The organism is Pseudomonas sp. SYWMCR5, assembly GCF_057197165.1.
Genome location: NZ_JBXUNH010000011.1, coordinates 113,870 through 134,748, shown reverse-complemented (window position 1 = coordinate 134,748; position 20,879 = coordinate 113,870). Strand labels below are relative to the sequence as shown.

The following is a 20,879-nucleotide window of genomic DNA, read 5'->3' as shown; positions in this document are numbered from 1 at the left end:
CGCCGATGGTAGTGTGGGGTTTCCCCATGTGAGAGTAGGTCATCGTCAAGATTCATTTCGCAAAACCCCTATCTGCGCGAGCAGGTAGGGGTTTTGTCTTTCTGGCGTTTACTAAATCGCACCTGCAGCAGCTTGCTGGACACCAATCGTAACGTCCTTTGCAGAGCACCATCTCCCACATTTCGGGTCGGAACACTAGAATAGAGCCGAGATTCCCAGCAGATCCCCCTATGCCCAACCCTGTCGATCCCGAAGCGCTGGCACGCCTGCCGTTGGAAGAGCTCGTGGCTTGCCACGAGTGCGACCTGCTGCTGCGCAAGCCCGTGCTGCAGCATGACGAAAAGGCGCAGTGCCCGCGCTGCGGCTATGAGCTCTACGCCCACCGCCACAATGTCATCAATCGCAGCTTGGCCCTGGTGCTGACGGCGTTGTTTCTCTACATTCCGGCCAACTTCCTGCCGATCATGCAACTGCACCTGCTCGGTCAGACCTCTGACGACACGGTGTGGAGCGGTGTGCTGGGCCTGTACAACTCACAAATGCGTGGCATCGCCGTGGTGGTGTTTCTCTGCAGCATGGCTATTCCGTTGCTCAAGCTGCTGTGCCAACTCCTGGTACTGCTGAGCATTCGCCTGAATATCGGTCGTGGTCATGGCCTGCTGTTCTATCGCATCTATCATCACCTTCGGGAGTGGGGGATGCTCGAGGTGTACTTCATGGGCGTGCTGGTAGCGATCGTCAAGCTGGTCGACCTGGCGCAACTGACCATCGGGCTGGGTTTGTTCTGCTTTATCAGCCTGTTGCTGGTGCAGGTGTGGCTGGAGGTGGTGATGTCGCCGCATCAGATATGGGTAGCGCTTTCCGGGGAGGACACCCATGCGGGCGATTGATGCCGGTATCCTGGTCTGCAATGAATGTCATGAGCTCAATCGCCAGGAGCCGGGCAGCGACTCGCAGACCTGCACTCGCTGCGGTGCCATCGTGCATGCGCGTCGCCCCAACAGTATCGTGCGCACCTGGGCGCTGCTCGTCACTGCGATGATCTTGTACATCCCGGCCAACCTGCTGCCGATCATGACGGTCAGTACATTGGGCAAGGGCAGTCCGGACACCATCATGTCCGGGGTCATCACCCTGATGAAGCATGGCATGCTGCCCATTGCTGCGGTGGTTTTCATCGCCAGTATCCTGGTGCCGACGTTCAAGCTGGTGGGCATTGGCCTGCTGCTTTACTCGGTGCAGCGTCATCAGCCGCTCTCGGCTCGGCAGCGGATACTGATGTACCGCTTTATCGAATTCATCGGTCGCTGGTCGATGCTCGACATCTTCGTCATCGCCATTCTGGTGGCGGTGGTGAATTTCGGTCGTATCGCCAGTGTCGAAGCCAACCTGGGCGCCGTCGCCTTTGCCAGTGTGGTGATCCTGACGATGCTTGCTGCTTTAACTTTCGATCCCCGACTGATCTGGGATAACACGGAGTCGGACGACGACCATGAGTGACTTGCCAACGGCCAAAACACGCCCAGCCTCGAACTGGTCGGCCATCTGGATTCTGCCGCTGATTGCCCTGATGATCGGGGGGTGGCTTGCCTGGCAGGCCTATCGTGACGCTGGCGTGGAGATCCAGGTACGTTTCGAGACCGGCGAGGGTATCGTCGCCAACAAGACCGAGGTGATCTACAAAGGCATGTCGGTGGGCAAGGTTACCAGCCTGGTGCTGGATGCCGAGGGCAGCAACACGGGTGTGATCGCCACCATCGAGATGAACAAGGCGGCGGAGCCGCACATGAATAAAGGCACGCGCTTCTGGTTGGTCAAGCCGAGTGTCAGCCTGGCCGGGATCTCCGGATTGGAGACACTGGTTTCCGGCAATTACATCGCCGTTGATCCGGGGCAGGGCGAGCCGACACGCCGCTTCACCGCGCTGGCCGAGGCGCCACCGCTTTCTGACAGGGAGCCTGGCCTGCACCTGACGCTCAAGGCCGAGCGCCTGGGCTCGCTCAATCGTGAGAGCCCGGTGTTCTACAAGCAGATCCAGGTGGGCAAGGTAAAAAGCTATCGCCTGTCAGACGATCATGGAACGGTCGAGATCAAGCTGTTCATCGAGCCTGAATACGCAAGCCTGGTACGCAAGCACACGCGTTTCTGGAATGCCAGCGGCATCAGCATCGATGCCAACCTGTCAGGCGTCAAGGTGCGCAGCGAGTCGCTTTCGAGCATCGTGGCGGGCGGCATCGCCTTCGCCACCCCAGAGCATCGCAAGGACAGCCCGCCCACCGATCCGAGCCTGCCGTTCCGTCTCTATGAGGACTTCGAGGCGGCTCAGGCCGGTATCCGCATCAAGGTGCACCTGACCGATTACGAAGGCCTGCAGGCTGGGCGTACTCCGGTGATGTACAAGGGTATCCAGGTGGGTTCCATGAAGACGTTGAAGATCGATGATGGTCTAGACGGCGCCATGGCTGAGCTCACGCTGGACCCGCTGGCTGAGGACTACCTGGTGGAGGGCACCCAGTTCTGGGTGGTCAAGCCGTCCATTTCATTGGCGGGCATCACCGGCCTTGAGGCACTGGTAAAGGGTAACTACATCGCCATCCGACCGGGTGAGAAAGGTGCGCGACCGCAGCGTGAGTTCGAGGCTCGGGCCAAGGCGCCACCGCTCGATCTCAAGGCACCGGGCCTGCACCTGGTGCTGTTCGCTGACACGCTCGGCTCGCTCGAGGTCGGTAGCCCGGTAACCTATCGCCAGGTCAAGGTCGGTAGCGTGCAGAGCTATCAGTTCGCTCGCAACAGCAAGCGTATCCTGATTGGTGTGCATATCGAGAAAGAGTATGCCGGCCTGGTGAACGGCTCGACGCGCTTCTGGAATGCCAGCGGCATCACCCTCACCGGCGGCCTGTCGGGTATCAAGATCAAGAGTGAGTCGTTGCAGACCCTGATGGCCGGCGGCATCGCCTTCGATACACCGCAGCAGAATGTACCGCTCAAGCGACACATTCCGCGCTTCCGCCTGCTGGAGAACGAGGAGGCGGCCAACCGCGCCGGCACTCTGGTGACCATCCGTGTAGACCGTGCCGATGGCCTCAAGCCCGGTACGCCGATTCGCTTCCGTGGCCTGGATGTAGGCAGCATTGAAAGCGTCGACCTGACCTCCGACCTGCAGGCGGTGCTGCTGCGAGCGCGGATCACCGATGCCGCGGACCGTATTGCCCGGGCAGGCACGCAATTCTGGGTGGTGAAGCCGGCATTCGGGCTGGTGCGCACAGAGAACCTCGACACCCTGATCGGCGGCCAGTACCTGGAGGTACAGCCGGCACTGAAGAGTCAGGGCCCGCAGCGGGACTTCATCGCCTTGCCCGAAGCGCCGGAGGTGGTTGGTCAGGAAGTCGGGCTACCGCTGACGTTGAGTGCCTCGCGTCGTGGATCGATAAAGCCGGGTGTGCCAGTCACCTATCGTGAAGTGCAGGTTGGCAAGGTCACGGGCTACGAGCTGGGGCAGAGTGCGGATCGGGTGTTGATCCATATCCTGATCGAGCCGCGTTATGCTGCCTTGGTGCGTGGCGGCAGCCGTTTCTGGAACAGCAGTGGCTTCGGCTTTGACTGGGGACTGTTCAAGGGGGCTACAGTGAGGACCGAATCGCTGGAAACCCTCATCGATGGAGGGATCGCCTTCGCCACGCCGGATGGCGAGCAGATGGGCAATCCCGCACGGCCGCAGCAGACCTTCGCCTTGTTCGACAAGCCGGATGATGCCTGGCTGCAGTGGGCGCCGAAGATCCCGGTGGGCAAGTAGCAATGAAGTCGGGCCGCTTATCGCGGCCCGGTTTCATTGGGTCGCCTAGGCTCTGTATGAAAAACCTTGATACTCGGTGATGCTGCGTTGAAAACAGCCTGGTGCGCCAGCCCGGTCGGAATGCTCATTTACAACCCGTAAAGTCGAGCGCGACCCCGGCCGTTCCTCGGCTGTTTTCGCCTTGCCTGACCTTCGTCTCAAGGCTTTTCATACAGACCCTGACGCTAGCCACATAAATCGCAGGCAACAAAAAACCGACCCTGAGGTCGGTTTTTGTTAAAGCGCGTCGCTTAGGCAGCTGCAGCTTCTTTCAGTGCCTTGATGTGGCCATTCAGACGGCCTTTGTGGCGAGCAGCTTTATTCTTGTGGATGATACCTTTATCGGCCATACGGTCGATTACAGGTACAGCCAGAGTGTAGGCAGCTTGCGCTTTTTCGGCGTCTTTAGCGTCGATGGCCTTGACTACGTTCTTGATGTAGGTACGGACCATGGAACGCAGGCTGGCGTTGTGGCTGCGACGCTTCTCAGCCTGTTTTGCACGTTTCTTGGCGGAAGGTGTGTTGGCCACCGTCGAGCTCCTCGAAAGACTTTTGGGTAAATAGCAAACAAATAAGGCCGCGAATCATGCCGATGAGTCGGACGGATGTCAAGGCCAGTTGCAAGGATCTGCCGAGTGGCATGTGCGCGCGTAAGGAGAGATTCCTTTCTACGCAACGACCTGTAAACTCGGGAGTTTTTGGCACCCCTGCAAAGAAGCGGGATTATCGCACACTCGGGCGCCAACTGGCAGCGCTCTCAAGTCCCAGGCGTAAAACTTTTCGATGAACCTGCTCAAATCCCTGGCTGCAGTCAGCTCTATCACCATGATTTCGCGGGTGCTGGGCTTCGTGCGCGACACCATTCTGGCGCGGGTCTTCGGTGCCGGCATCGCCACCGATGCCTTCTTCATTGCCTTCAAACTGCCCAACCTGCTGCGGCGTATCTTCGCCGAGGGCGCGTTTTCCCAGGCTTTCGTGCCCATCCTTGCCGAGTACAAGACCCAGCAGGGCGAGGAGGCCACGCGCACTTTCATCGCCTATGTCAGTGGCCTGCTCACGCTGGTCCTGGCTCTGGTCACTGCCCTGGGCATACTCGCCGCGCCCTGGGTGGTGTGGGTCACAGCCCCCGGTTTTGTCGACAGTGCCGAGAAATACGAACTCACCACCGCACTGTTGAGGGTGACATTTCCTTATATATTGCTGATATCCCTGTCGTCGCTCGTCGGGGCGATCCTCAATACCTGGAACCGCTTCTCTGTACCTGCCTTCACGCCAACGCTGCTGAACGTGGCGATGATCGCCTTCGCCGTGTTCCTCACCCCGTACTTCGATCCGCCGATCATGGCCCTGGCCTGGGGCGTTCTGGCGGGCGGCCTGGCGCAGTTGCTGTACCAGCTGCCAGCCTTGAAGAAGATCGGCATGCTCGTGCTGCCACGGCTGAACCTGCGGGATACCGGGGTATGGCGCGTGCTCAAGCAGATGCTGCCGGCGATCCTCGGGGTGTCGGTGAGCCAGATTTCGCTGATCATCAACACCATCTTCGCGTCCTTCCTGGTGGCCGGCTCTGTATCCTGGATGTACTACGCCGACCGCCTGATGGAGCTGCCCTCCGGTGTATTGGGCGTGGCGCTGGGCACCATCCTCCTGCCCACGCTGGCCAAGACCTACGCCAACAAGGACCGCGAAGAGTATTCGCGAATCCTCGACTGGGGCCTGCGCCTGTGCTTCCTGCTGGTGCTGCCCTGCACGCTGGCCCTGGCGATCCTTGCCGAACCACTGACCGTGGCGCTGTTCCAGTACGGCAAGTTCACCGCCACCGATGCGGCCATGACCCAGCGAGCGCTGATCGCCTATTCGGTGGGGCTGCTGGCGATCATCCTGGTCAAGGTTCTGGCGCCTGGCTTCTATGCGCAACAGAACATCCGTACGCCAGTCAAGATCGCCATCTTCACCCTGGTCTGCACGCAATTGTTCAACCTCGCCCTGATCGGTCCGCTGCAGCACGCCGGTCTGGCCCTGGCCATCAGCCTGGGAGCCTGCCTCAACGCCGGGCTGCTGTTCTGGAAACTGCGCAGCCAGGGCCTGTTCCAGCCCCAGGCGGGCTGGGCGATGTTCCTGCTCAAGCTGGTACTGGCAGTTGGGCTGATGTCCGTTGTGCTGCTGTTGGGCATGCACTTCGTGCCGCCATGGGCGCAGGGCGGCATGCTCGAGCGCTTCCTGCGTCTGGGCGCATTGATTGGCGCGGGCGTGGTGACTTACTTTGGTTGCCTTTTCCTGTGTGGTTTCCGGCCCCGGCATTTCGCTCGCAAGGCACTTCACTAGGGCGCGGACAGGGTCAGGCGTCGGTTTTTCGCATTCCATGGCCCACAGTGGCACTGCTGCCTGTCACCAGCGCCCCGGTGTGGTTATAATCGGCCACTTTATGAGCAAGAAGCGCGTTATGCAGCTGGTTCGAGGTCTTCACAACCTGCGCCCCGAGCACCGGGGCTGTGTCGCCACCATTGGCAACTTCGACGGGGTTCACCGGGGCCACCAGGCCATCCTGGCGCGCTTGCGTGAGCGCGGCCAGGAGCTGGGCCTGCCCACCTGCGTGGTAATCTTCGAGCCGCAGCCACGTGAGTACTTCGCCCCGGACACCGCGCCGGCCCGGTTGGCGCGTCTGCGCGACAAGGTCGAGCTGCTGGCCGGCGAAGGCATCGACCGGGTGCTGTGCCTGGCCTTCAACCAGCGCCTGAGCAAGCTCAGTGCCGATCAGTTCGTCAAGGCGGTGCTGGTGGACGGCCTGGGCGTGCGGCACCTGGAGGTCGGTGACGACTTCCGCTTCGGTTGTGATCGCGCAGGTGACTTCGATTTCCTGGTCGAGGCCGGCCAGCAGTACGGGTTCACCGTCGAGGCGGCCAACACCGTGATCCAGGACGGCCTGCGCGTCAGCAGCACCGAAGTGCGCAAGGCTTTGGCCGAAGCCGACTTCGAGCTGGCCGAGCACTTGCTGGGCCGTCCGTATCGTATTACCGGGCGCGTGTTGCACGGCCAGAAACTGGCCCGTCAGCTCGGCACGCCCACCGCCAACATCCAGCTCAAGCGCCGTCGCGTACCGCTGTCCGGGGTCTACCTGACCAGCATCGAGATCGACGGCACGCCCTGGCCGGGTGTCGGCAACATCGGGGTTCGTCCCACCGTCAAGGGTGATGGGCGTCCCCACCTGGAAATCCACCTCCTGGACTACACCGGCGACCTCTATGGCCGGCGTCTGACAGTGGAGTTCCACCACAAGCTGCGCGAGGAGCAGCGATTCGCCTCCCTGGAGGCGCTGAAGTCGGCGATCGACGCGGACATCGCCGCCGCGCGTGCCCACTGGCACGCTCAACCGCTAACCAAGAGCCTGAAATGACCGACTACAAAGCCACGCTTAACCTTCCGGACACCGCCTTCCCCATGAAGGCCGGCCTGCCTCAGCGCGAACCGCAGATCCTGCAGCGCTGGGACAGCATTGGCCTGTACCGGAAGTTGCGCGAGATTGGCAAGGATCGTCCGAAGTTCGTCCTGCACGACGGCCCGCCCTATGCCAACGGCAAAATCCACATCGGTCACGCGCTGAACAAGATTCTCAAGGACATGATCGTCCGCTCCAAGACCCTGTCGGGCTTCGACGCGCCCTATGTACCGGGCTGGGACTGCCATGGCCTGCCGATCGAGCACAAGGTCGAGGTCACCCATGGCAAGCACCTGACGCCCGACCAGACCCGCGAGCTGTGCCGCACCTATGCCGCCGAGCAGATCGAAGGGCAGAAGAGCGAATTCATCCGCCTGGGTGTGCTGGGTGACTGGGACAACCCCTACAAGACCATGGACTTCGCCAACGAAGCTGGCGAGATCCGCGCCCTGGCCGAGATGGTCAAGCAGGGCTTCGTGTTCAAGGGCCTCAAGCCGGTGAACTGGTGCTTCGATTGCGGTTCGGCCCTGGCCGAGGCCGAGGTCGAATATGCCGACAAGAAATCCCAGACCATCGATGTGGCCTTCCCGATCGCCGACCAGGACAAACTGGCCGCCGCCTTCGGCCTGGCTTCGCTGGCCAAGCCTGCCGCGATCGTGATCTGGACCACCACCCCCTGGACCATCCCGGCCAACCAGGCGCTGAACATCCACCCGGATTTCAACTACGCCCTGGTCGATACCGGCGAGCGCCTGCTGGTGCTGGCCGAGGAGCTGGTCGAGTCGTGCCTGAAGCGTTATGCGCTGGAAGGCTCGGTAGTGGCCACGGCGCCAGGCAAGGCGCTGGAGCTGATCAATTTCCGCCACCCGTTCTACGAGCGCTTGTCGCCCATCTACCTGGCCGAGTACGTCGAGCTGGGCGCCGGTACTGGTGTGGTCCACTCCGCACCGGCCTACGGTGAGGACGACTTCGTCACCTGCAAGCGCTACGGCATGGTCAACGACGACATCCTCACGCCAGTGCAGAGCAACGGTGTGTACGCGCCATCGCTGGAGTTCTTCGGTGGTCAGTTCATCTGGAAGGCCAATCCGGCCATCGTCGAGAAACTGCAGGAAGTCGGTGCGCTGCTGCACACCGAAACCATCAGCCACAGCTACATGCACTGCTGGCGCCACAAGACCCCGCTGATCTACCGTGCCACCGCACAGTGGTTCGTGGGCATGGACAAGCAGCCCAACAACGGTGAAAACCTGCGCGAGCGTGCGCTCAAGGCCATCGAGGACACCAAGTTCGTGCCGTCCTGGGGCCAGGCGCGCCTGCACGCGATGATCGCCAACCGTCCTGACTGGTGCATCTCGCGCCAGCGCAACTGGGGCGTCCCTATCCCGTTCTTCCTCGACAAGCAGACCGGCGAACTGCACCCTCGCACCGTCGAACTGATGGAAGAAGTGGCCAAGCGCGTCGAGAAAGAAGGTATCGAGGCCTGGTTCAAGCTCGACGCCCAGGAGCTGCTGGGTGACGAGGCCGGCCAGTACGACAAGATCGCCGACACCCTCGACGTCTGGTTCGACTCCGGCACCACCCACTGGCACGTGCTGCGTGGCTCGCACGACATCGGCCACACCACCGGTCCGCGCGCCGACCTGTATCTGGAGGGCTCCGACCAGCACCGCGGCTGGTTCCACTCCTCCTTGCTGACCGGTTGCGCCATCGACGGCCACGCGCCGTACCGCGAGCTGCTGACCCACGGTTTCACCGTGGACGAGAACGGCCGCAAGATGTCCAAGTCGCTGGGTAACACCATCGAGCCGGAAAAGGTCAACAACACCCTGGGCGCCGACATCCTGCGCCTGTGGGTCTCGGCCACCGACTACTCTGGCGAGATGGCCGTTTCCGAGCAGATCCTGCAGCGCAGCGCCGACGCCTACCGGCGTATCCGCAACACCGCGCGCTTCCTGCTCTCCAACCTGTCCGGCTTCGACCCGGCGCGTGACCTGCTGCCGGCCGAAGACATGCTGGCGCTGGACCGCTGGGCGGTCGACCGCACCCTGCTGCTGCAGCGCGAGCTGGAAGAGAACTACGCCGAGTACCGCTTCTGGAACGTCTACTCCAAGGTGCACAACTTCTGTGTGCAGGAGCTGGGCGGCTTCTACCTCGACATCATCAAGGACCGCCAGTACACCACCGGCGCCAACAGCGTCGCGCGCCGCTCCTGCCAGACCGCGCTGTACCACATCAGCGAGGCGCTGGTGCGCTGGATCGCGCCGATCCTGGCCTTCACCGCTGACGAGATCTGGCAGTACCTGCCGGGCGAGCGCAACGAGTCGGTCATGCTCAACACCTGGTACCAGGGCCTGAGCCAGCTGCCGCAGGACAGCGAGCTGGATCGCGCCTACTGGGACCGCATCATGGCGGTCAAGGCAGCGGTCAACAAGGAGCTGGAGAACCAGCGCGTGGCCAAGGTCATCGGTGGCAACCTGCAGGCCGAAGTCACGCTCTTCGCCGAGGAAGGCCTGAGCGCCGACCTGGCCAAGCTGGGCGACGAGCTGCGCTTCGTGCTGATCACCTCTGCCGCCAGCGTGGTGCCGTTCGTCCAGGCGCCGGCCGAGGCGGTGACAACCGAAGTCGAAGGCCTCAAGCTGAAAGTGGTCAAGTCCGGCCACGCCAAGTGCGGCCGTTGCTGGCACTTCCGCGCCGACGTCGGCAGCCATCCGGAGCACCCGGAGATCTGCGCTCGCTGCGTCGACAACATCAGCGGCAACGGTGAGGTGCGCCACTATGCCTAATCCTGCAGCGGGGCGCTTCGGGCGCCTTGCCTGGCTCTGGCTGAGCCTGGTGGTCCTGGTCCTCGACCAGGCCACCAAGCTGTACTTCGATAACGCCCTGACCATGTATCAGCAGATCGTGGTCATCCCCGACTACTTCAGCTGGACCCTGGCCTACAACACCGGCGCGGCCTTCAGTTTCCTGGCCGACAGCTCGGGCTGGCAGCGCTGGCTGTTCGCCCTGATCGCCGTGGTGGTCAGTGTCGTGCTGGTGGTCTGGCTCAAGCGCCTGGGGCGCAACGAGACCTGGCTGGCGGTCGCGCTGGCCCTGGTGCTGGGCGGTGCCATCGGCAACCTGTGGGACCGCGTCGTGCTGGGGCATGTGGTCGATTTCATCCTCGTCCACTGGCGCAACACCCACTACTTCCCGGCCTTCAACCTGGCTGACAGCGCGATTTCCGTCGGTGCGGTGATGCTGGCGCTGGACATGTTCAAGAGCAAGAAAACCGAGGAGCCGGTCCATGACTGAGACCCGTATCGGCCAGAACACCGAAGTCACCCTGCACTTCGCGTTGCACCTGGAAAACGGCGACACCGTCGACAGCACCTTCGACAAGGCTCCAGCCGTGTTCAAGGTCGGCGATGGCAACCTGCTACCGGGCTTCGAGACTGCACTGTTCGGCTTCAAGGCCGGCGACGAGCGCAAGCTGACCATCGCCCCTGAGAACGCCTTCGGTCAGCCTAACCCGCAGAACGTACAGGTGATGCCTCGTTCGCAGTTCGACGGCATGGAGCTGTCCGAGGGCCTGCTGGTGATCTTCAACGATGCCGCCAACACCGAGCTTCCGGGTGTGGTGAAAGCCTTCGATGACAACCAGGTGACCATCGACTTCAACCATCCGCTGGCTGGCAAGACCCTGAACTTCGAGGTCAAGATCCTCGATGTGAAGGCGCTGTGAGCCTGGAGCCGAGCATGCAAATCAAACTCGCCAATCCGCGCGGCTTCTGCGCGGGTGTCGACCGGGCGATCGAAATCGTCAACCGTGCCCTGGAAGTTTTCGGGCCGCCGATCTACGTGCGCCACGAAGTGGTGCACAACAAGTTCGTCGTCGAGGACCTGCGCAACCGTGGCGCGATCTTCGTCGAAGAACTGGATCAGGTCCCGGACGATGTGATCGTCATCTTCAGTGCCCATGGTGTGTCCCAGGCGGTACGCCAGGAAGCCGCCGGGCGTGGCCTGAAGGTGTTCGATGCCACCTGCCCGTTGGTGACCAAGGTGCATATCGAGGTTGCCAAGTACAGCCGCGACGGCCGTGAGACCATCCTCATCGGCCACGAAGGGCACCCGGAAGTCGAAGGCACCATGGGCCAGTATGACGCCAGCAATGGCGGCGCCATCTACCTCGTCGAGGACGAGAAGGATGTCGCCACCCTGCAGGTCCGCGACCCAGACCACCTGGCGTTCGTCACCCAGACCACCCTGTCGATGGACGATACCAGTCGCGTCATCGATGCCCTGCGCGCACGCTTCCCGAATATCGGCGGCCCACGCAAGGACGACATCTGCTACGCGACCCAGAACCGCCAGGATGCGGTCAAGCAACTGGCCGACGAGTGTGATGTGGTACTGGTGGTCGGCAGCCCGAACAGTTCCAACTCCAACCGTCTGCGCGAGCTGGCCGAGCGCATGAGCACCCCGGCCTACCTGATCGACGGTGCCGAAGACCTGCAGCGTGCCTGGTTCGACGGCGTACAGCGCATCGGCATCACCGCAGGCGCTTCTGCGCCCGAGGTGCTGGTGCGTGGGGTGATCGAGCAGCTCAAGGCCTGGGGCGCTACGGGCGCTGAAGAGCTCGACGGGCGTGAAGAGAACATCACCTTCTCGATGCCCAAGGAGCTGCGGGTTCGCTCGCTGATCTGATCAGGGGGCTGCGCAGCGCGGTGCTTCGCTCGCCCCGCTGCGCAGGCTGACTCGCCCGCTAGGTGCGACAACGACCCGATGCTGACTGTTGCCCTGCGCGCGTTGGCAGACCTGCAAGGTGCCGCCGGAAAATGCGCCATTGTCGCGCAGGGGGACGCCCAGGCCACTGAATCTCAGCTTTTCCAGGTTGGCAGCGATCCTCACGGATCGGCCCAGCCGATGCTCGCGCAGCAGTTGCTGGTCTCCCTCTTGCACTGTTTGCCAACCCTTCCCCCAATCCCCCTCCAGTGGTTGCACCACAACGCTCCGGTTCTGCAGCAGGGCGTGGCTACGTGCACTTCGCAGGCTCTGCGCCAGGTCACGGGCGGCTGCGGCCTGGCGAAGGTCTTCGGTTAAGTTGGCGTAGGCCGGTGCCGCGAGCTGTGTCAGAAGCGCGAGCATGGCCAGTACGCTCATCATTTGTATCAGTGTTACTCCCTGTTGCCGCATCGTGCATTCCTCCCTGGAAGTGCTTCGCTGTAGCTTCGGTGCTGCGGACCAGGAGGTCCAGTCAGCCAGGCCGGTCATGCTTGGCGGGAAATTTCGCAGGAGGCGAAACCATGGTGCACAGGGAGCGGGGCATGACCTTGCTGGAAGTGGTGTTGGCAGTGCTGGTGCTGTCGCTCGGGCTGTTCGCCGCGGCGGCATCGCAGATACGCGCAGTGCAGGTCGGCGAAGGGGCGCGGCGCGATGCGCAGGCCGTGCAGTTGGCGCACTTGTTGTTCGAGCGGGTGAGGGCGAGCGGCACCCTTGAACCCGAGGCGCTGCACAGTTGGCGCGCCCTGATCGGTTCGCTGCTGGGCGAGAGCGGCGAGGGGCGGGCGGTGGTGACCGGGGAGTGGTTGCAACTGGAGATTCGCTGGCACGACCCACGCGGCAGCGAGGCGCAGGTCATCGCGCTGCAGGGCCGGGTGTTGCCATGATGAGCCGACAGCAAGGCTTCGGCCTGTTGGAGGCCTTGCTGGCACTGGCCTTGGGCTTGATGCTGCTGGCCGCAGCGGGGCAGGCCCTGGTCTTGGCCCAGCAGGCCTGGCGCATGCAAGGCGCGTTGTCGCGGATGCAGGATGACGCGTCGCTGGCCTTGCACCGGTTGGCGCAGGACATTCGCATGACCGGCATGTTTGGTTGCCTGGCAGCCGAAACCCTCGAGTTCATCGACCCATCTGCTGCACAGGCCTTTGCCCAGCCCTTGCAGATATCCCACGCCGGCAATGGCCGCGAGGCCACGCTCAGCCTGGTGACCGCCGATGTACCAGGGGCCGGAGGAAACCCGGACTGGACGCTGCTCACCGACTGTCTCGCCTGGGCACAAGTGTATCCGGCACGCCAGCCCGGCAGCGGCACCACGCTGGCTTTCCCGCTGCGGCGGCAGACCTACCGCTTTCAAGGCGACAGCCTGATGCTCAGCGGCGGCGGCATGAATGCCGTGCTCATCGACAATGTGCGTGCTTTTCGCGCCACCCGTGTCGTGGGCAATGACGGGGAGCGTGTGGACCTGCAGTTGACCCTTGTCGACCCTGTGCTGGACATCGAGCGGGACTACGCGCTGAGCGTTGCCCTGCGCAACCGGTTGCCACCGTCATGAGCGCCCAGCGCGGAATGGTCTTGCTGCTGGCCCTGGTGCTGAGCCTGCTGCTTGGTCTGTTCTCCATCTCGGCCCTGCGTGACACGCTGCAGCAGATAGCCTTGGCGGGCAGCGCGCTGGCGGCGGCGCGCGCCTTTGAAGAGGCCGAGGCGAGCCTGCTGGCGGGCGCGCTGCAGCTTGCCCTGGCGCCCCCCTCGCCCTGCCAGGTGTGCGCCCCACCGCCCGCACCCCATGACCTGATTGATGGGCGCCCACCTTGGCAGGCCAGCGAGCACGGTTTCTTCCTGGTGCAGCAACTGGGCGTTAGTACCCGCGCTGCGCACATGCCGGAAGGGGCAAGGGTGGTTCTGTTCCGGATCACTGCGGTAAGCCGTCAGGCCCGCGCACGGCAGGTACTGGAGGCGATCTATGCGGTCGAGCCCGGACAGGCCCAGGCACCCCGGCGTATCGCCTGGCGCCAGCGATTCAGGGGGGCTTGAGATGCAACGTGGCCTAAGCCTTATGGAGCTGTTGCTTGTCGTGGCCGTGACCGGCATTCTGGCGAGCGTTGCCTATCCCAGCTACAGCGACCAGCTTCGGCGTGCCGCGCGCGGCGAAGTGGTCGGCCTGCTGCACGATGCCGCCCAGCGTCTGGAATATCACTACGCCCGTACCGGCCAGTATGCCGACAGCGAGCAGTGGCAGACACCGCTGCCCGAGGGTAGCCGTTTCTACCGCCTGCGAGCCTGGCGCGAGCACGGCCATTATCGGCTACTGGCCGAGCGTCAGGCCCAGGGGCTGATGGCGCGTGATCGTTGTGGCGACTACCAGCTTGACCAGGCCGGTGTGCGCGCAAACCCCGGGGCGCTGGATGAGGCGGATTGTTGGTGAGGCGTTTTTACTTCAGGTGTTGGATCGACAGATGAGCAAGCACGTAGTGATTGTCGGTGGCGGGGTGATCGGTCTGCTGACTGCGTTCAACCTGGCCGCAAAGGTTGACCGGGTGGTGGTGTGCGACCAGGGCGAGGTCGGCCGTGAGTCGTCCTGGGCCGGCGGTGGTATCGTCTCGCCGCTGTATCCGTGGCGCTACAGCCCGGCGGTGACCGCCCTGGCGCATTGGTCGCAGGATTTTTATCCACAGTTGGGCGAGCGCCTGTTCGCCAGCACGGGTGTGGACCCTGAAGTGCACACCACCGGTCTGTACTGGCTCGACCTCGACGATGAATCCCAGGCCCTGGCCTGGGCTGCGCGCGAACAACGTCCCTTGAGCGCCGTGGATATCTCGGCGGCCTATGACGCCGTGCCAGTCCTCGGCCCAGGCTTCCAGCGCGCCATCTACATGGCTGGCGTGGCCAACGTGCGCAACCCGCGCCTGGTGAAGTCGCTGAAAGCCGCGTTGCTGGCGCTGCCCAACGTCAGTCTGCGCGAGCACTGCCAGATCAGCGGTTTCGCCCAGGAAGGCGGGCGTGTGACCGGTGTGCTGACGAATGAAGGCGTGCTGAGCGCCGACGAAGTGGTGCTCAGTGCCGGTGCCTGGAGTGGCGAGCTGTTGTGCTCCCTGGGGCTGGAATTGCCGGTGGAGCCGGTAAAGGGGCAGATGATCCTGTTCAAGTGCGATGCCGACTTCCTGCCAAGCATGGTACTGGCCAAGGGGCGTTATGCGATTCCGCGGCGTGACGGGCATATCCTGGTGGGCAGCACGCTTGAGCACGAGGGCTTCGACAAGACCCCGACCGAGGCAGCGCTGCAAAGCCTGCGGGCTTCGGCGATCGAGCTGTTGCCGCAACTGAAGGACGCGCCAGTCGTTGGGCATTGGGCCGGGCTGCGACCGGGCTCGCCTGAAGGCATTCCCTACATCGGACCGGTGCCTGGGCATGCGGGGTTGTGGCTCAACTGCGGGCATTACCGCAACGGTCTGGTGCTGGCGCCTGCTTCGTGCCAGTTGTTTACCGACCTGCTGACCGGGGCCGAGCCGATCATCGATCCTGCGCCCTACGCGCCGGCCGGGCGTCTGGGCTGAAAACATGCAGCGGCCTTGCGTTGCGCAAGGCCGCTGCGGACTCTGCCAGCCTTCAGTGCCGGTGCGGCGCCTGCAGGTGCCGGCTAGGGTAATGCTGCTCGTACACCTTGCACACCCTGAGCACCTGTTCATCGGAAAAGCGCGCGCCCACCACCTGCAGCCCCACCGGCAACCCCTCGTGCGTGAAACCGCAGGGGACCGACGCCGCAGGCTGCTGGGTCAGGTTGAACGGGTAGCTGAACGGCGTCCACTCCATCCACTGCGCCATGCCCGACCCTGGCGGCACGTTGTGCCCGGCTTCGAACGCGACCAGCGGCAGCATCGGTGACAGCAGCACGTCATGACGCTGGTGGAAGGCGTTCATCTGCGCGATCAGCTCGGCGCGTGCTTCCAGGGCCTGGGTGTAATCGGCCAGGCTGATGCCGGCCCCCTGTTCGGCGATGCCGCGCAGGCCCGGGTCGAGCAAGTCCCGCTGTGCCTCGCTCAGTCCACTGGCCAAGCGTGCCGCGCCAGCGAACCACAGGGTATTGAAGGTCTGCAGCGGGTCGCTGAAGCCCGGATCGACTTCCTCTACCGTTGCCCCCTGGCGCGCCAGGCGCTGCACGGCTTGGGTCACCAAGGCCTGGATCTGCGGATCGACCTTTATGTAGCCGAAGTCGGCGCTGTAGGCGATGCGCAGGCCGCGCAGGTCGGTCGAGTCGTCCAGCCAGGGCGACTGGCGCGGGGCTCCGGCCAGGCCGTCGCGCGGGTCGGGGCGGGCCACGCAGTCGAGCATCAGCACGGCGTCATCCACCGTACGAGTCATCGGCCCCAGGTGCGACAGCACGGTCATGGCGCTGGCTGGCCACTGCGGTACGTAGCCGAAGGTCGGCTTGATGCCGAAGGTGCCGGTGAAGGCGCAGGGGATTCGAATCGAGCCACCGGCATCGCTGCCCTGGTGCAGCACGCCGAGGTTGAGCGCCGCTGCTGCTGCCGCACCGCCAGACGACCCGCCCGCGGTCAGACGGGTATCCCAAGGGTTGCGGGTGATGCCGTACAACGGGTTGTCGGTGACCCCTTTCCAGCCGAACTCCGGCGTTGTGGTCTTGCCCACCAGCACTGCGCCAGCTTCGCGCATGAAGGCGCTGAAGGGCGCATCGACTTCCCACGGCCCGGCGCCTGAGCTGGTGCGCGAGCCTTTGCGGGTCGGCATGCCGCGGGTCAAGGTCAGGTCCTTGATCGACGCGGGCAGGCCGTCCAGGCGCCCGCACGGCTCGCCACGCTGCCAGCGGCGTTCGCTGGCGCGGGCCGCGGCGCGCGCGCCTTCACCGTCGACATGGCAGTAGGCGTTGACGGCAGGGTTGTGTAGGTCGATGCGGGCCAGCACGTCGTCGATCACTTCGAGCGGCGACAACTGGCGGCGGCGGTACAGTTCGAGCAGCTCGGTGGCACTGAATTCACCGATGGCGGTCTTGCCTGTCATCTCAATGGGCTCCCGGGTTGGCGGCCTGGACCATGGCGCGCAGCAGCACATCGCAGCCGTCTGCCAGGTCCTGCGGCGCGGCGTTCTCGATTTCGTTGTGGCTGATGCCGCCTTCGCACGGCACGAAGATCATCCCGGCCGGGCCCAGCTCGGCGAGGAAGATCGCATCGTGGCCAGCGCCACTGACGATGTCCATGTGGCTCAGGCCCAGCGTGCGCGCACCCTGGCGTACCGCATCGACGCACTGCTCGGCGAAGTACAAGGGTGGGAAGTCGGCGGTGGGGGTCAGCTCGAAACTCAGGCCATGGCGGGCGGCACTGGCCTCGATCACCTCGCGCACCTCGGCGACCATCGCATCCAGTTGGGCGGGGTCGAGGTGGCGCAGGTCGAGGGTCATCTGCACCTGGCCGGGAATCACGTTGCGCGAACCAGGGTGCAGGTTCAGGCAGCCGACGGTGCCGCAGGCATGTGGCTGGTGGGCGTGGGCCACGCGGTTGACTGCGGCCACCACCTCGGCAGCGCCAACCAGCGCATCCTTGCGCAGGTGCATCGGCGTCGGGCCTGCATGCGCCTCGACGCCGGTGAGTACCAGGTCGAACCATTTCTGGCCCAGGCAGCCCTGAACCACACCGATGGTGGTGCGCTGGTCCTCCAGCACAGGCCCTTGTTCGATATGCGCTTCGAAATAAGCGCCGACCGGATGCCCGGTGGGCACCCGCGGGCCGGCGTAACCGATGCGGTGAAGCTCGGCACCTACCGAAAGGCCTTGTTCGTCGACCTTGTCGAGGGTCTCCTGCAGACCGAACTTACCGGCAAACACCCCCGACCCCATCATGCACGGTGGGAAGCGCGAGCCTTCTTCGTTGGTCCACACCACCACTTCCAGTGGGGCCTCGGTCTGCAGGCCAAGGTCATTGAGGGTGCGCACCACTTCGAGCCCGGCCATGACGCCGTAGCAGCCGTCGAACTTGCCTCCGGTGGGTTGGGTATCGATATGGCTGCCGGTCATGACCGGCGCCAGTGCCGGGTTGCGTCCTGCGCGGCGGGCGAAGATGTTGCCGATGGCGTCGACACTGACCGTGCAGCCGGCCTCCTCGCACCAGCGCACGAACAGGTCGCGGGCCTGTCGGTCGAGATCGGTCAGCGCCAGGCGGCACACGCCGCCCTTGGCCGTGGCGCCGAGCCGGGCCAGGTCCATCAGCGATTGCCAGAGGCGCTCGCGGTTGACCAGGGCGCCCTGGCCGAGCAGGTGTTGCGAGGGATCGATGCGGGTGTTCATGGGGCGTCTCTCCTGTAGCAAATAGGGGGCTTCTTCGCGGGCGGCGCGTGGCGATATCCCAGTGGGAGCGGGCTTGCCCGCGAAGAGGCCGATACAGAGCAATGCCTGAAATCAGGCACTCAGCGCCAGGTAACGGTTCTTGATGCTCGGGTCGTCGCGAAACTGTGCGGCGGTTCCCTGGTAGGCCACGCGACCCTGTTCGAGCACGTAGTGACGGTCGGCCAAGGCATCGCAGACCATCAGGTTCTGCTCCACCAGCAGGATCGACAGGCCCTCGTCCTTGATCCGCCGCAGGATCTTCACCAACTCGTCGACGATCACCGGCGCCAGCCCCTCGGTCGGCTCATCGAGGATCAGCAACCGCGGGCCATTGAGCAGGGCCCGGGCGATCGCCAGCATCTGCTGCTCGCCACCCGACAGCGCGAAGCCGCCGTTACGGCGGCGCTCTTCCAGGCGCGGGAACATCGCGTAGACGTCACGCAGTTGCCAGCGGCTCTCCTTGCGCGTGGCGATCTTCAGGTTTTCCTCGACACTGAGCTGGCGAAAGATGCCGCGGTGCTCCGGCACCAGGGCGATGCCCCGGCGGGCGATATCGAAGATTTCGCGGCCGACCAGAGGCTGGCCATCGAAGCTGATCTGGCCCTGGCGTGGCCGCACGATGCCGAGGATGCTGCGCAGGGTGGTGGTCTTGCCGGCGCCGTTACGCCCCAGCAGGGTCACCAGTTCGCCGGCACCGACCTGCAGGGAGACGCCTTCGAGCACGTGGCTTTTGTCGTAGTAGGAATGGATCGAGTCGACGTTGAGCATCAGGCGGCCTCTCCAAGGTAGGCGGTGCGCACGCGTTCGTCGTTGCGCACGAATTCCGGGGTGCCCTCGACCAGGATCTGGCCGTGGCTCATGACGGTGATGCGTTGGCTGATCGACATGACGATGCTCATGTTGTGCTCGATCAGCAGCACGGTGTGGTCGCGGCCCAGATCGCTGATCAGCTCGGTCATCAGCGGAATGTCGTCGATGCCCATGCCGGAGGTGGGTTCGTCGAGCATCAGCAGGCTTGGCTTGGCGCAGATCGACATGCCGACTTCCAGTACGCGCTGCTGACCATGGGAGAGTTCGCCGGCGAGGGTGTCGGCACGGCCTGTGAGTTTCAGGCGCTCGAGCACCTGGTCGGCGGTGTCCCAGTGGCTGCGCTTGTGCTCGACGCTACGCCAGAAGTTCAGCGCGCCCAGGCCATCGCGGCCCTGGGCGGCCAGGCGCAGGTTCTCGCGTACCGAGAGGTTCTGGAACAGGCTGGTGAGCTGGAACGAGCGCGCCATGCCCAGCGCCACGCGGCCATGGGAGGGCTTGCGGACGATGTCGCGGCCATTGAACAGGATGCTGCCGGCGGTGGCCTGGCGTTCGCCGGTCAGGCAGTGAAACAGGCTGGTCTTGCCGGCGCCGTTGGGGCCGATGACCGTGTGGATGGTGCCAGGGCGGACTTTCAGGTCGACACCACCGACTGCGCGGAACGGCCCGTAGGCCAGCTCCAGGTTGCGGGTTTCCAGCAGGAACTCGCTCATCACAAGGTCTCCTTGGTCTTGGTCGACAACGTACGCCCCGGACGCAGGCGCTTGCCCAGCTCGGCCAGGCCGCCCCACAGGCCGCCACGCATGAACACCACCACCAGGATCAGGATGAGCCCGAGCAGCATCAGCCAACGCGGCCACAGCTCCGACAGCACGTCGCCCAGCACCACGATGGCGCCGGCCCCCAGCAGCGAGCCGAACAGCGAGCCCGTGCCGCCGATGATGGTCATGATCAGGATGTTCTCGCTCATCATCAGGTCGATGTTCGACAGCGGTGCAAAGTGCAGCAGCATGGCGTACAGCGCCCCGGCGATACCGGTGATGGCGCCGGACAGCATGAACACCAGGATCTTGAAGTGGCGGGTGTCGTAGCCGATCGCCGCCGCGCGGGTCTCGTTCTCGCGGATCGCCAGCAAGGTGCTGCCAAAGGGCGAGCGGATCACCCGCAAGGCGAAGGCGAAAATCAGCAGGAACAGCACAGCGACGAAGGCATAGAAGTGCCGAGGGTCGGCCAGGTCGACCAGCACGTGGCCGAAGACCTCGATATTCGGCCGCGGCACGTCGAGCAGGCCGTTGTCGCCACCGGTCCAGCCGCTGAGGGTGTAGGCCAGGAAGTACGTCATCTGGCTGAAGGCCAGGGTCAGCATGACGAAGTAGATGCCCTTGCGCCGGATCGCCAGTGCTCCGACCAGCAGCGCCAGCAACGCACCGAATACCGCAGCGCCCAGCAGCGCGGCGAACAGCCCCCATTTCAGATGGATCATCAGCAGTGCCGCGCCATAGGCTCCCACGCCGAAGAAAATGCCCTGGCCGAACGACAGCAGGCCGGTGTAGCCCAGCAGCAGGTTGCAGGCGAGCGCCGCCAGGGCAAAGATCAGGATCTCGGTGGCCAGCGTGGCCGAAGGCAGCACCAGCGGCAGCAGCACCAGGCTGGCGACCACCAGCAACAGCAGGACGGGCGCGCGCGGCCCGACCGGTAATGGATTCTTCTCGCTCATC

General features: G+C 64.1%; 21 protein-coding genes. 14 read left to right on the top strand and 7 right to left on the bottom strand.

The window, feature by feature from the left end:
• Positions 1 to 230 precede the first annotated feature (230 nt).
• The 3 genes from AC2CGW_RS23650 to AC2CGW_RS23640 are packed head-to-tail and all read left to right on the top strand — an operon-like array spanning position 231 to position 3,793.
• A complete protein-coding gene (locus AC2CGW_RS23650; protein ID WP_484574694.1) occupies positions 231 to 890 on the top strand; it encodes a paraquat-inducible protein A in 660 nt (219 codons plus the stop codon).
• Positions 877 to 1,500 (top strand): paraquat-inducible protein A, encoded by a 624-nt coding sequence (locus tag AC2CGW_RS23645; RefSeq protein WP_186667582.1) that lies wholly within the window; start codon positions 877 to 879, stop codon positions 1,498 to 1,500. The genes AC2CGW_RS23650 and AC2CGW_RS23645 overlap by 14 nt, the downstream gene beginning before the upstream one ends.
• On the top strand, positions 1,493 to 3,793 hold the full coding sequence (locus AC2CGW_RS23640; protein WP_186711888.1) for a PqiB family protein: 2,301 nt from the start codon (positions 1,493 to 1,495) through the stop codon (positions 3,791 to 3,793). Before AC2CGW_RS23645 ends, AC2CGW_RS23640 begins: the two co-directional genes overlap by 8 nt.
• A gap of 290 nt (positions 3,794 to 4,083) precedes the next feature.
• On the opposite strand, the gene rpsT is transcribed toward AC2CGW_RS23640, so the two are convergent.
• Positions 4,084 to 4,362 carry a 30S ribosomal protein S20 gene (gene rpsT, locus AC2CGW_RS23635; protein ID WP_029614579.1) on the bottom strand — a complete coding sequence of 93 codons (279 nt, stop codon included), beginning with the start codon at positions 4,360 to 4,362 and terminating at the stop codon, positions 4,084 to 4,086.
• A 253-nt stretch (positions 4,363 to 4,615) separates the two neighbouring features.
• Between rpsT and murJ the strand changes: the two genes are divergently transcribed.
• The 6 genes from murJ to ispH all read left to right on the top strand — a co-directional run bounded on the left by murJ (position 4,616) and on the right by ispH (position 11,951).
• Positions 4,616 to 6,154 carry a murein biosynthesis integral membrane protein MurJ gene (gene murJ / locus AC2CGW_RS23630; protein ID WP_186709456.1) on the top strand — a complete coding sequence of 513 codons (1,539 nt, stop codon included), beginning with the start codon at positions 4,616 to 4,618 and terminating at the stop codon, positions 6,152 to 6,154.
• 118 nt (positions 6,155 to 6,272) lie between these two features.
• Complete coding sequence (ribF, locus tag AC2CGW_RS23625) at positions 6,273 to 7,223, top strand: bifunctional riboflavin kinase/FAD synthetase (RefSeq protein WP_186667585.1); 951 nt, start codon at positions 6,273 to 6,275, stop codon at positions 7,221 to 7,223.
• Positions 7,220 to 10,051 carry an isoleucine--tRNA ligase gene (ileS, locus tag AC2CGW_RS23620; RefSeq protein WP_484574693.1) on the top strand — a complete coding sequence of 944 codons (2,832 nt, stop codon included), beginning with the start codon at positions 7,220 to 7,222 and terminating at the stop codon, positions 10,049 to 10,051. The genes ribF and ileS overlap by 4 nt, the downstream gene beginning before the upstream one ends.
• On the top strand, positions 10,044 to 10,559 hold the full coding sequence (gene lspA, locus AC2CGW_RS23615) for a signal peptidase II (RefSeq protein ID WP_186667587.1): 516 nt from the start codon (positions 10,044 to 10,046) through the stop codon (positions 10,557 to 10,559). Before ileS ends, lspA begins: the two co-directional genes overlap by 8 nt.
• Positions 10,552 to 10,989, top strand: a complete 438-nt coding sequence (locus AC2CGW_RS23610; protein ID WP_065863423.1) for an FKBP-type peptidyl-prolyl cis-trans isomerase — start codon at positions 10,552 to 10,554, stop codon at positions 10,987 to 10,989. The genes lspA and AC2CGW_RS23610 overlap by 8 nt, the downstream gene beginning before the upstream one ends.
• Positions 10,990 to 11,003: 14 nt before the next feature.
• The gene (gene ispH / locus AC2CGW_RS23605) at positions 11,004 to 11,951 is read left to right on the top strand and encodes a 4-hydroxy-3-methylbut-2-enyl diphosphate reductase (protein WP_186709446.1); all 948 of its coding nucleotides are present in this window, start codon (positions 11,004 to 11,006) and stop codon (positions 11,949 to 11,951) included.
• On the opposite strand, the gene AC2CGW_RS23600 is transcribed toward ispH, so the two are convergent.
• Positions 11,952 to 12,440, bottom strand: coding sequence for a GspH/FimT family pseudopilin (locus tag AC2CGW_RS23600; RefSeq protein WP_186667589.1), 489 nt, complete (start codon positions 12,438 to 12,440; stop codon positions 11,952 to 11,954).
• Between the two features lie 131 nt (positions 12,441 to 12,571).
• Between AC2CGW_RS23600 and AC2CGW_RS23595 the strand changes: the two genes are divergently transcribed.
• From AC2CGW_RS23595 to thiO, 5 genes are read left to right on the top strand one after another with little or no spacing between them, the layout of a single operon-like run.
• On the top strand, positions 12,572 to 12,913 hold the full coding sequence (locus AC2CGW_RS23595) for a hypothetical protein (RefSeq protein ID WP_346655291.1): 342 nt from the start codon (positions 12,572 to 12,574) through the stop codon (positions 12,911 to 12,913).
• Entirely contained in the window at positions 12,910 to 13,575 is a 666-nt protein-coding gene (locus AC2CGW_RS23590; RefSeq protein WP_484574692.1) for a PilW family protein, read from the top strand. The genes AC2CGW_RS23595 and AC2CGW_RS23590 overlap by 4 nt, the downstream gene beginning before the upstream one ends.
• The gene (locus tag AC2CGW_RS23585) at positions 13,572 to 14,054 is read left to right on the top strand and encodes a hypothetical protein (protein ID WP_186667591.1); all 483 of its coding nucleotides are present in this window, start codon (positions 13,572 to 13,574) and stop codon (positions 14,052 to 14,054) included. The genes AC2CGW_RS23590 and AC2CGW_RS23585 overlap by 4 nt, the downstream gene beginning before the upstream one ends.
• A 1-nt stretch (position 14,055) precedes the next feature.
• Positions 14,056 to 14,445: a type IV pilin protein gene (locus AC2CGW_RS23580; RefSeq protein WP_484574691.1), complete on the top strand. Its 390-nt coding sequence runs from the start codon at positions 14,056 to 14,058 to the stop codon at positions 14,443 to 14,445.
• A gap of 31 nt (positions 14,446 to 14,476) precedes the next feature.
• Positions 14,477 to 15,574, top strand: a complete 1,098-nt coding sequence (gene thiO, locus AC2CGW_RS23575) for a glycine oxidase ThiO (protein ID WP_484574690.1) — start codon at positions 14,477 to 14,479, stop codon at positions 15,572 to 15,574.
• A 52-nt stretch (positions 15,575 to 15,626) separates the two neighbouring features.
• Here the strand turns inward: thiO and AC2CGW_RS23570 are convergent, their stop codons facing one another.
• The 5 genes from AC2CGW_RS23570 to AC2CGW_RS23550 form a co-directional block, all read right to left on the bottom strand.
• Entirely contained in the window at positions 15,627 to 17,036 is a 1,410-nt protein-coding gene (locus tag AC2CGW_RS23570; RefSeq protein ID WP_484574689.1) for an amidase, read from the bottom strand.
• Between the two features lies 1 nt (position 17,037).
• Positions 17,038 to 18,315, bottom strand: coding sequence for a Zn-dependent hydrolase (locus tag AC2CGW_RS23565; RefSeq protein ID WP_484574688.1), 1,278 nt, complete (start codon positions 18,313 to 18,315; stop codon positions 17,038 to 17,040).
• A gap of 111 nt (positions 18,316 to 18,426) precedes the next feature.
• Positions 18,427 to 19,122: an ABC transporter ATP-binding protein gene (locus tag AC2CGW_RS23560; RefSeq protein WP_063542818.1), complete on the bottom strand. Its 696-nt coding sequence runs from the start codon at positions 19,120 to 19,122 to the stop codon at positions 18,427 to 18,429.
• Positions 19,122 to 19,874 carry an ABC transporter ATP-binding protein gene (locus tag AC2CGW_RS23555; RefSeq protein ID WP_186721957.1) on the bottom strand — a complete coding sequence of 251 codons (753 nt, stop codon included), beginning with the start codon at positions 19,872 to 19,874 and terminating at the stop codon, positions 19,122 to 19,124. Before AC2CGW_RS23555 ends, AC2CGW_RS23560 begins: the two co-directional genes overlap by 1 nt.
• Entirely contained in the window at positions 19,874 to 20,878 is a 1,005-nt protein-coding gene (locus tag AC2CGW_RS23550; RefSeq protein ID WP_484574687.1) for a branched-chain amino acid ABC transporter permease, read from the bottom strand. The genes AC2CGW_RS23555 and AC2CGW_RS23550 overlap by 1 nt, the downstream gene beginning before the upstream one ends.
• Between the last annotated feature and the right edge of the window lies 1 nt (position 20,879).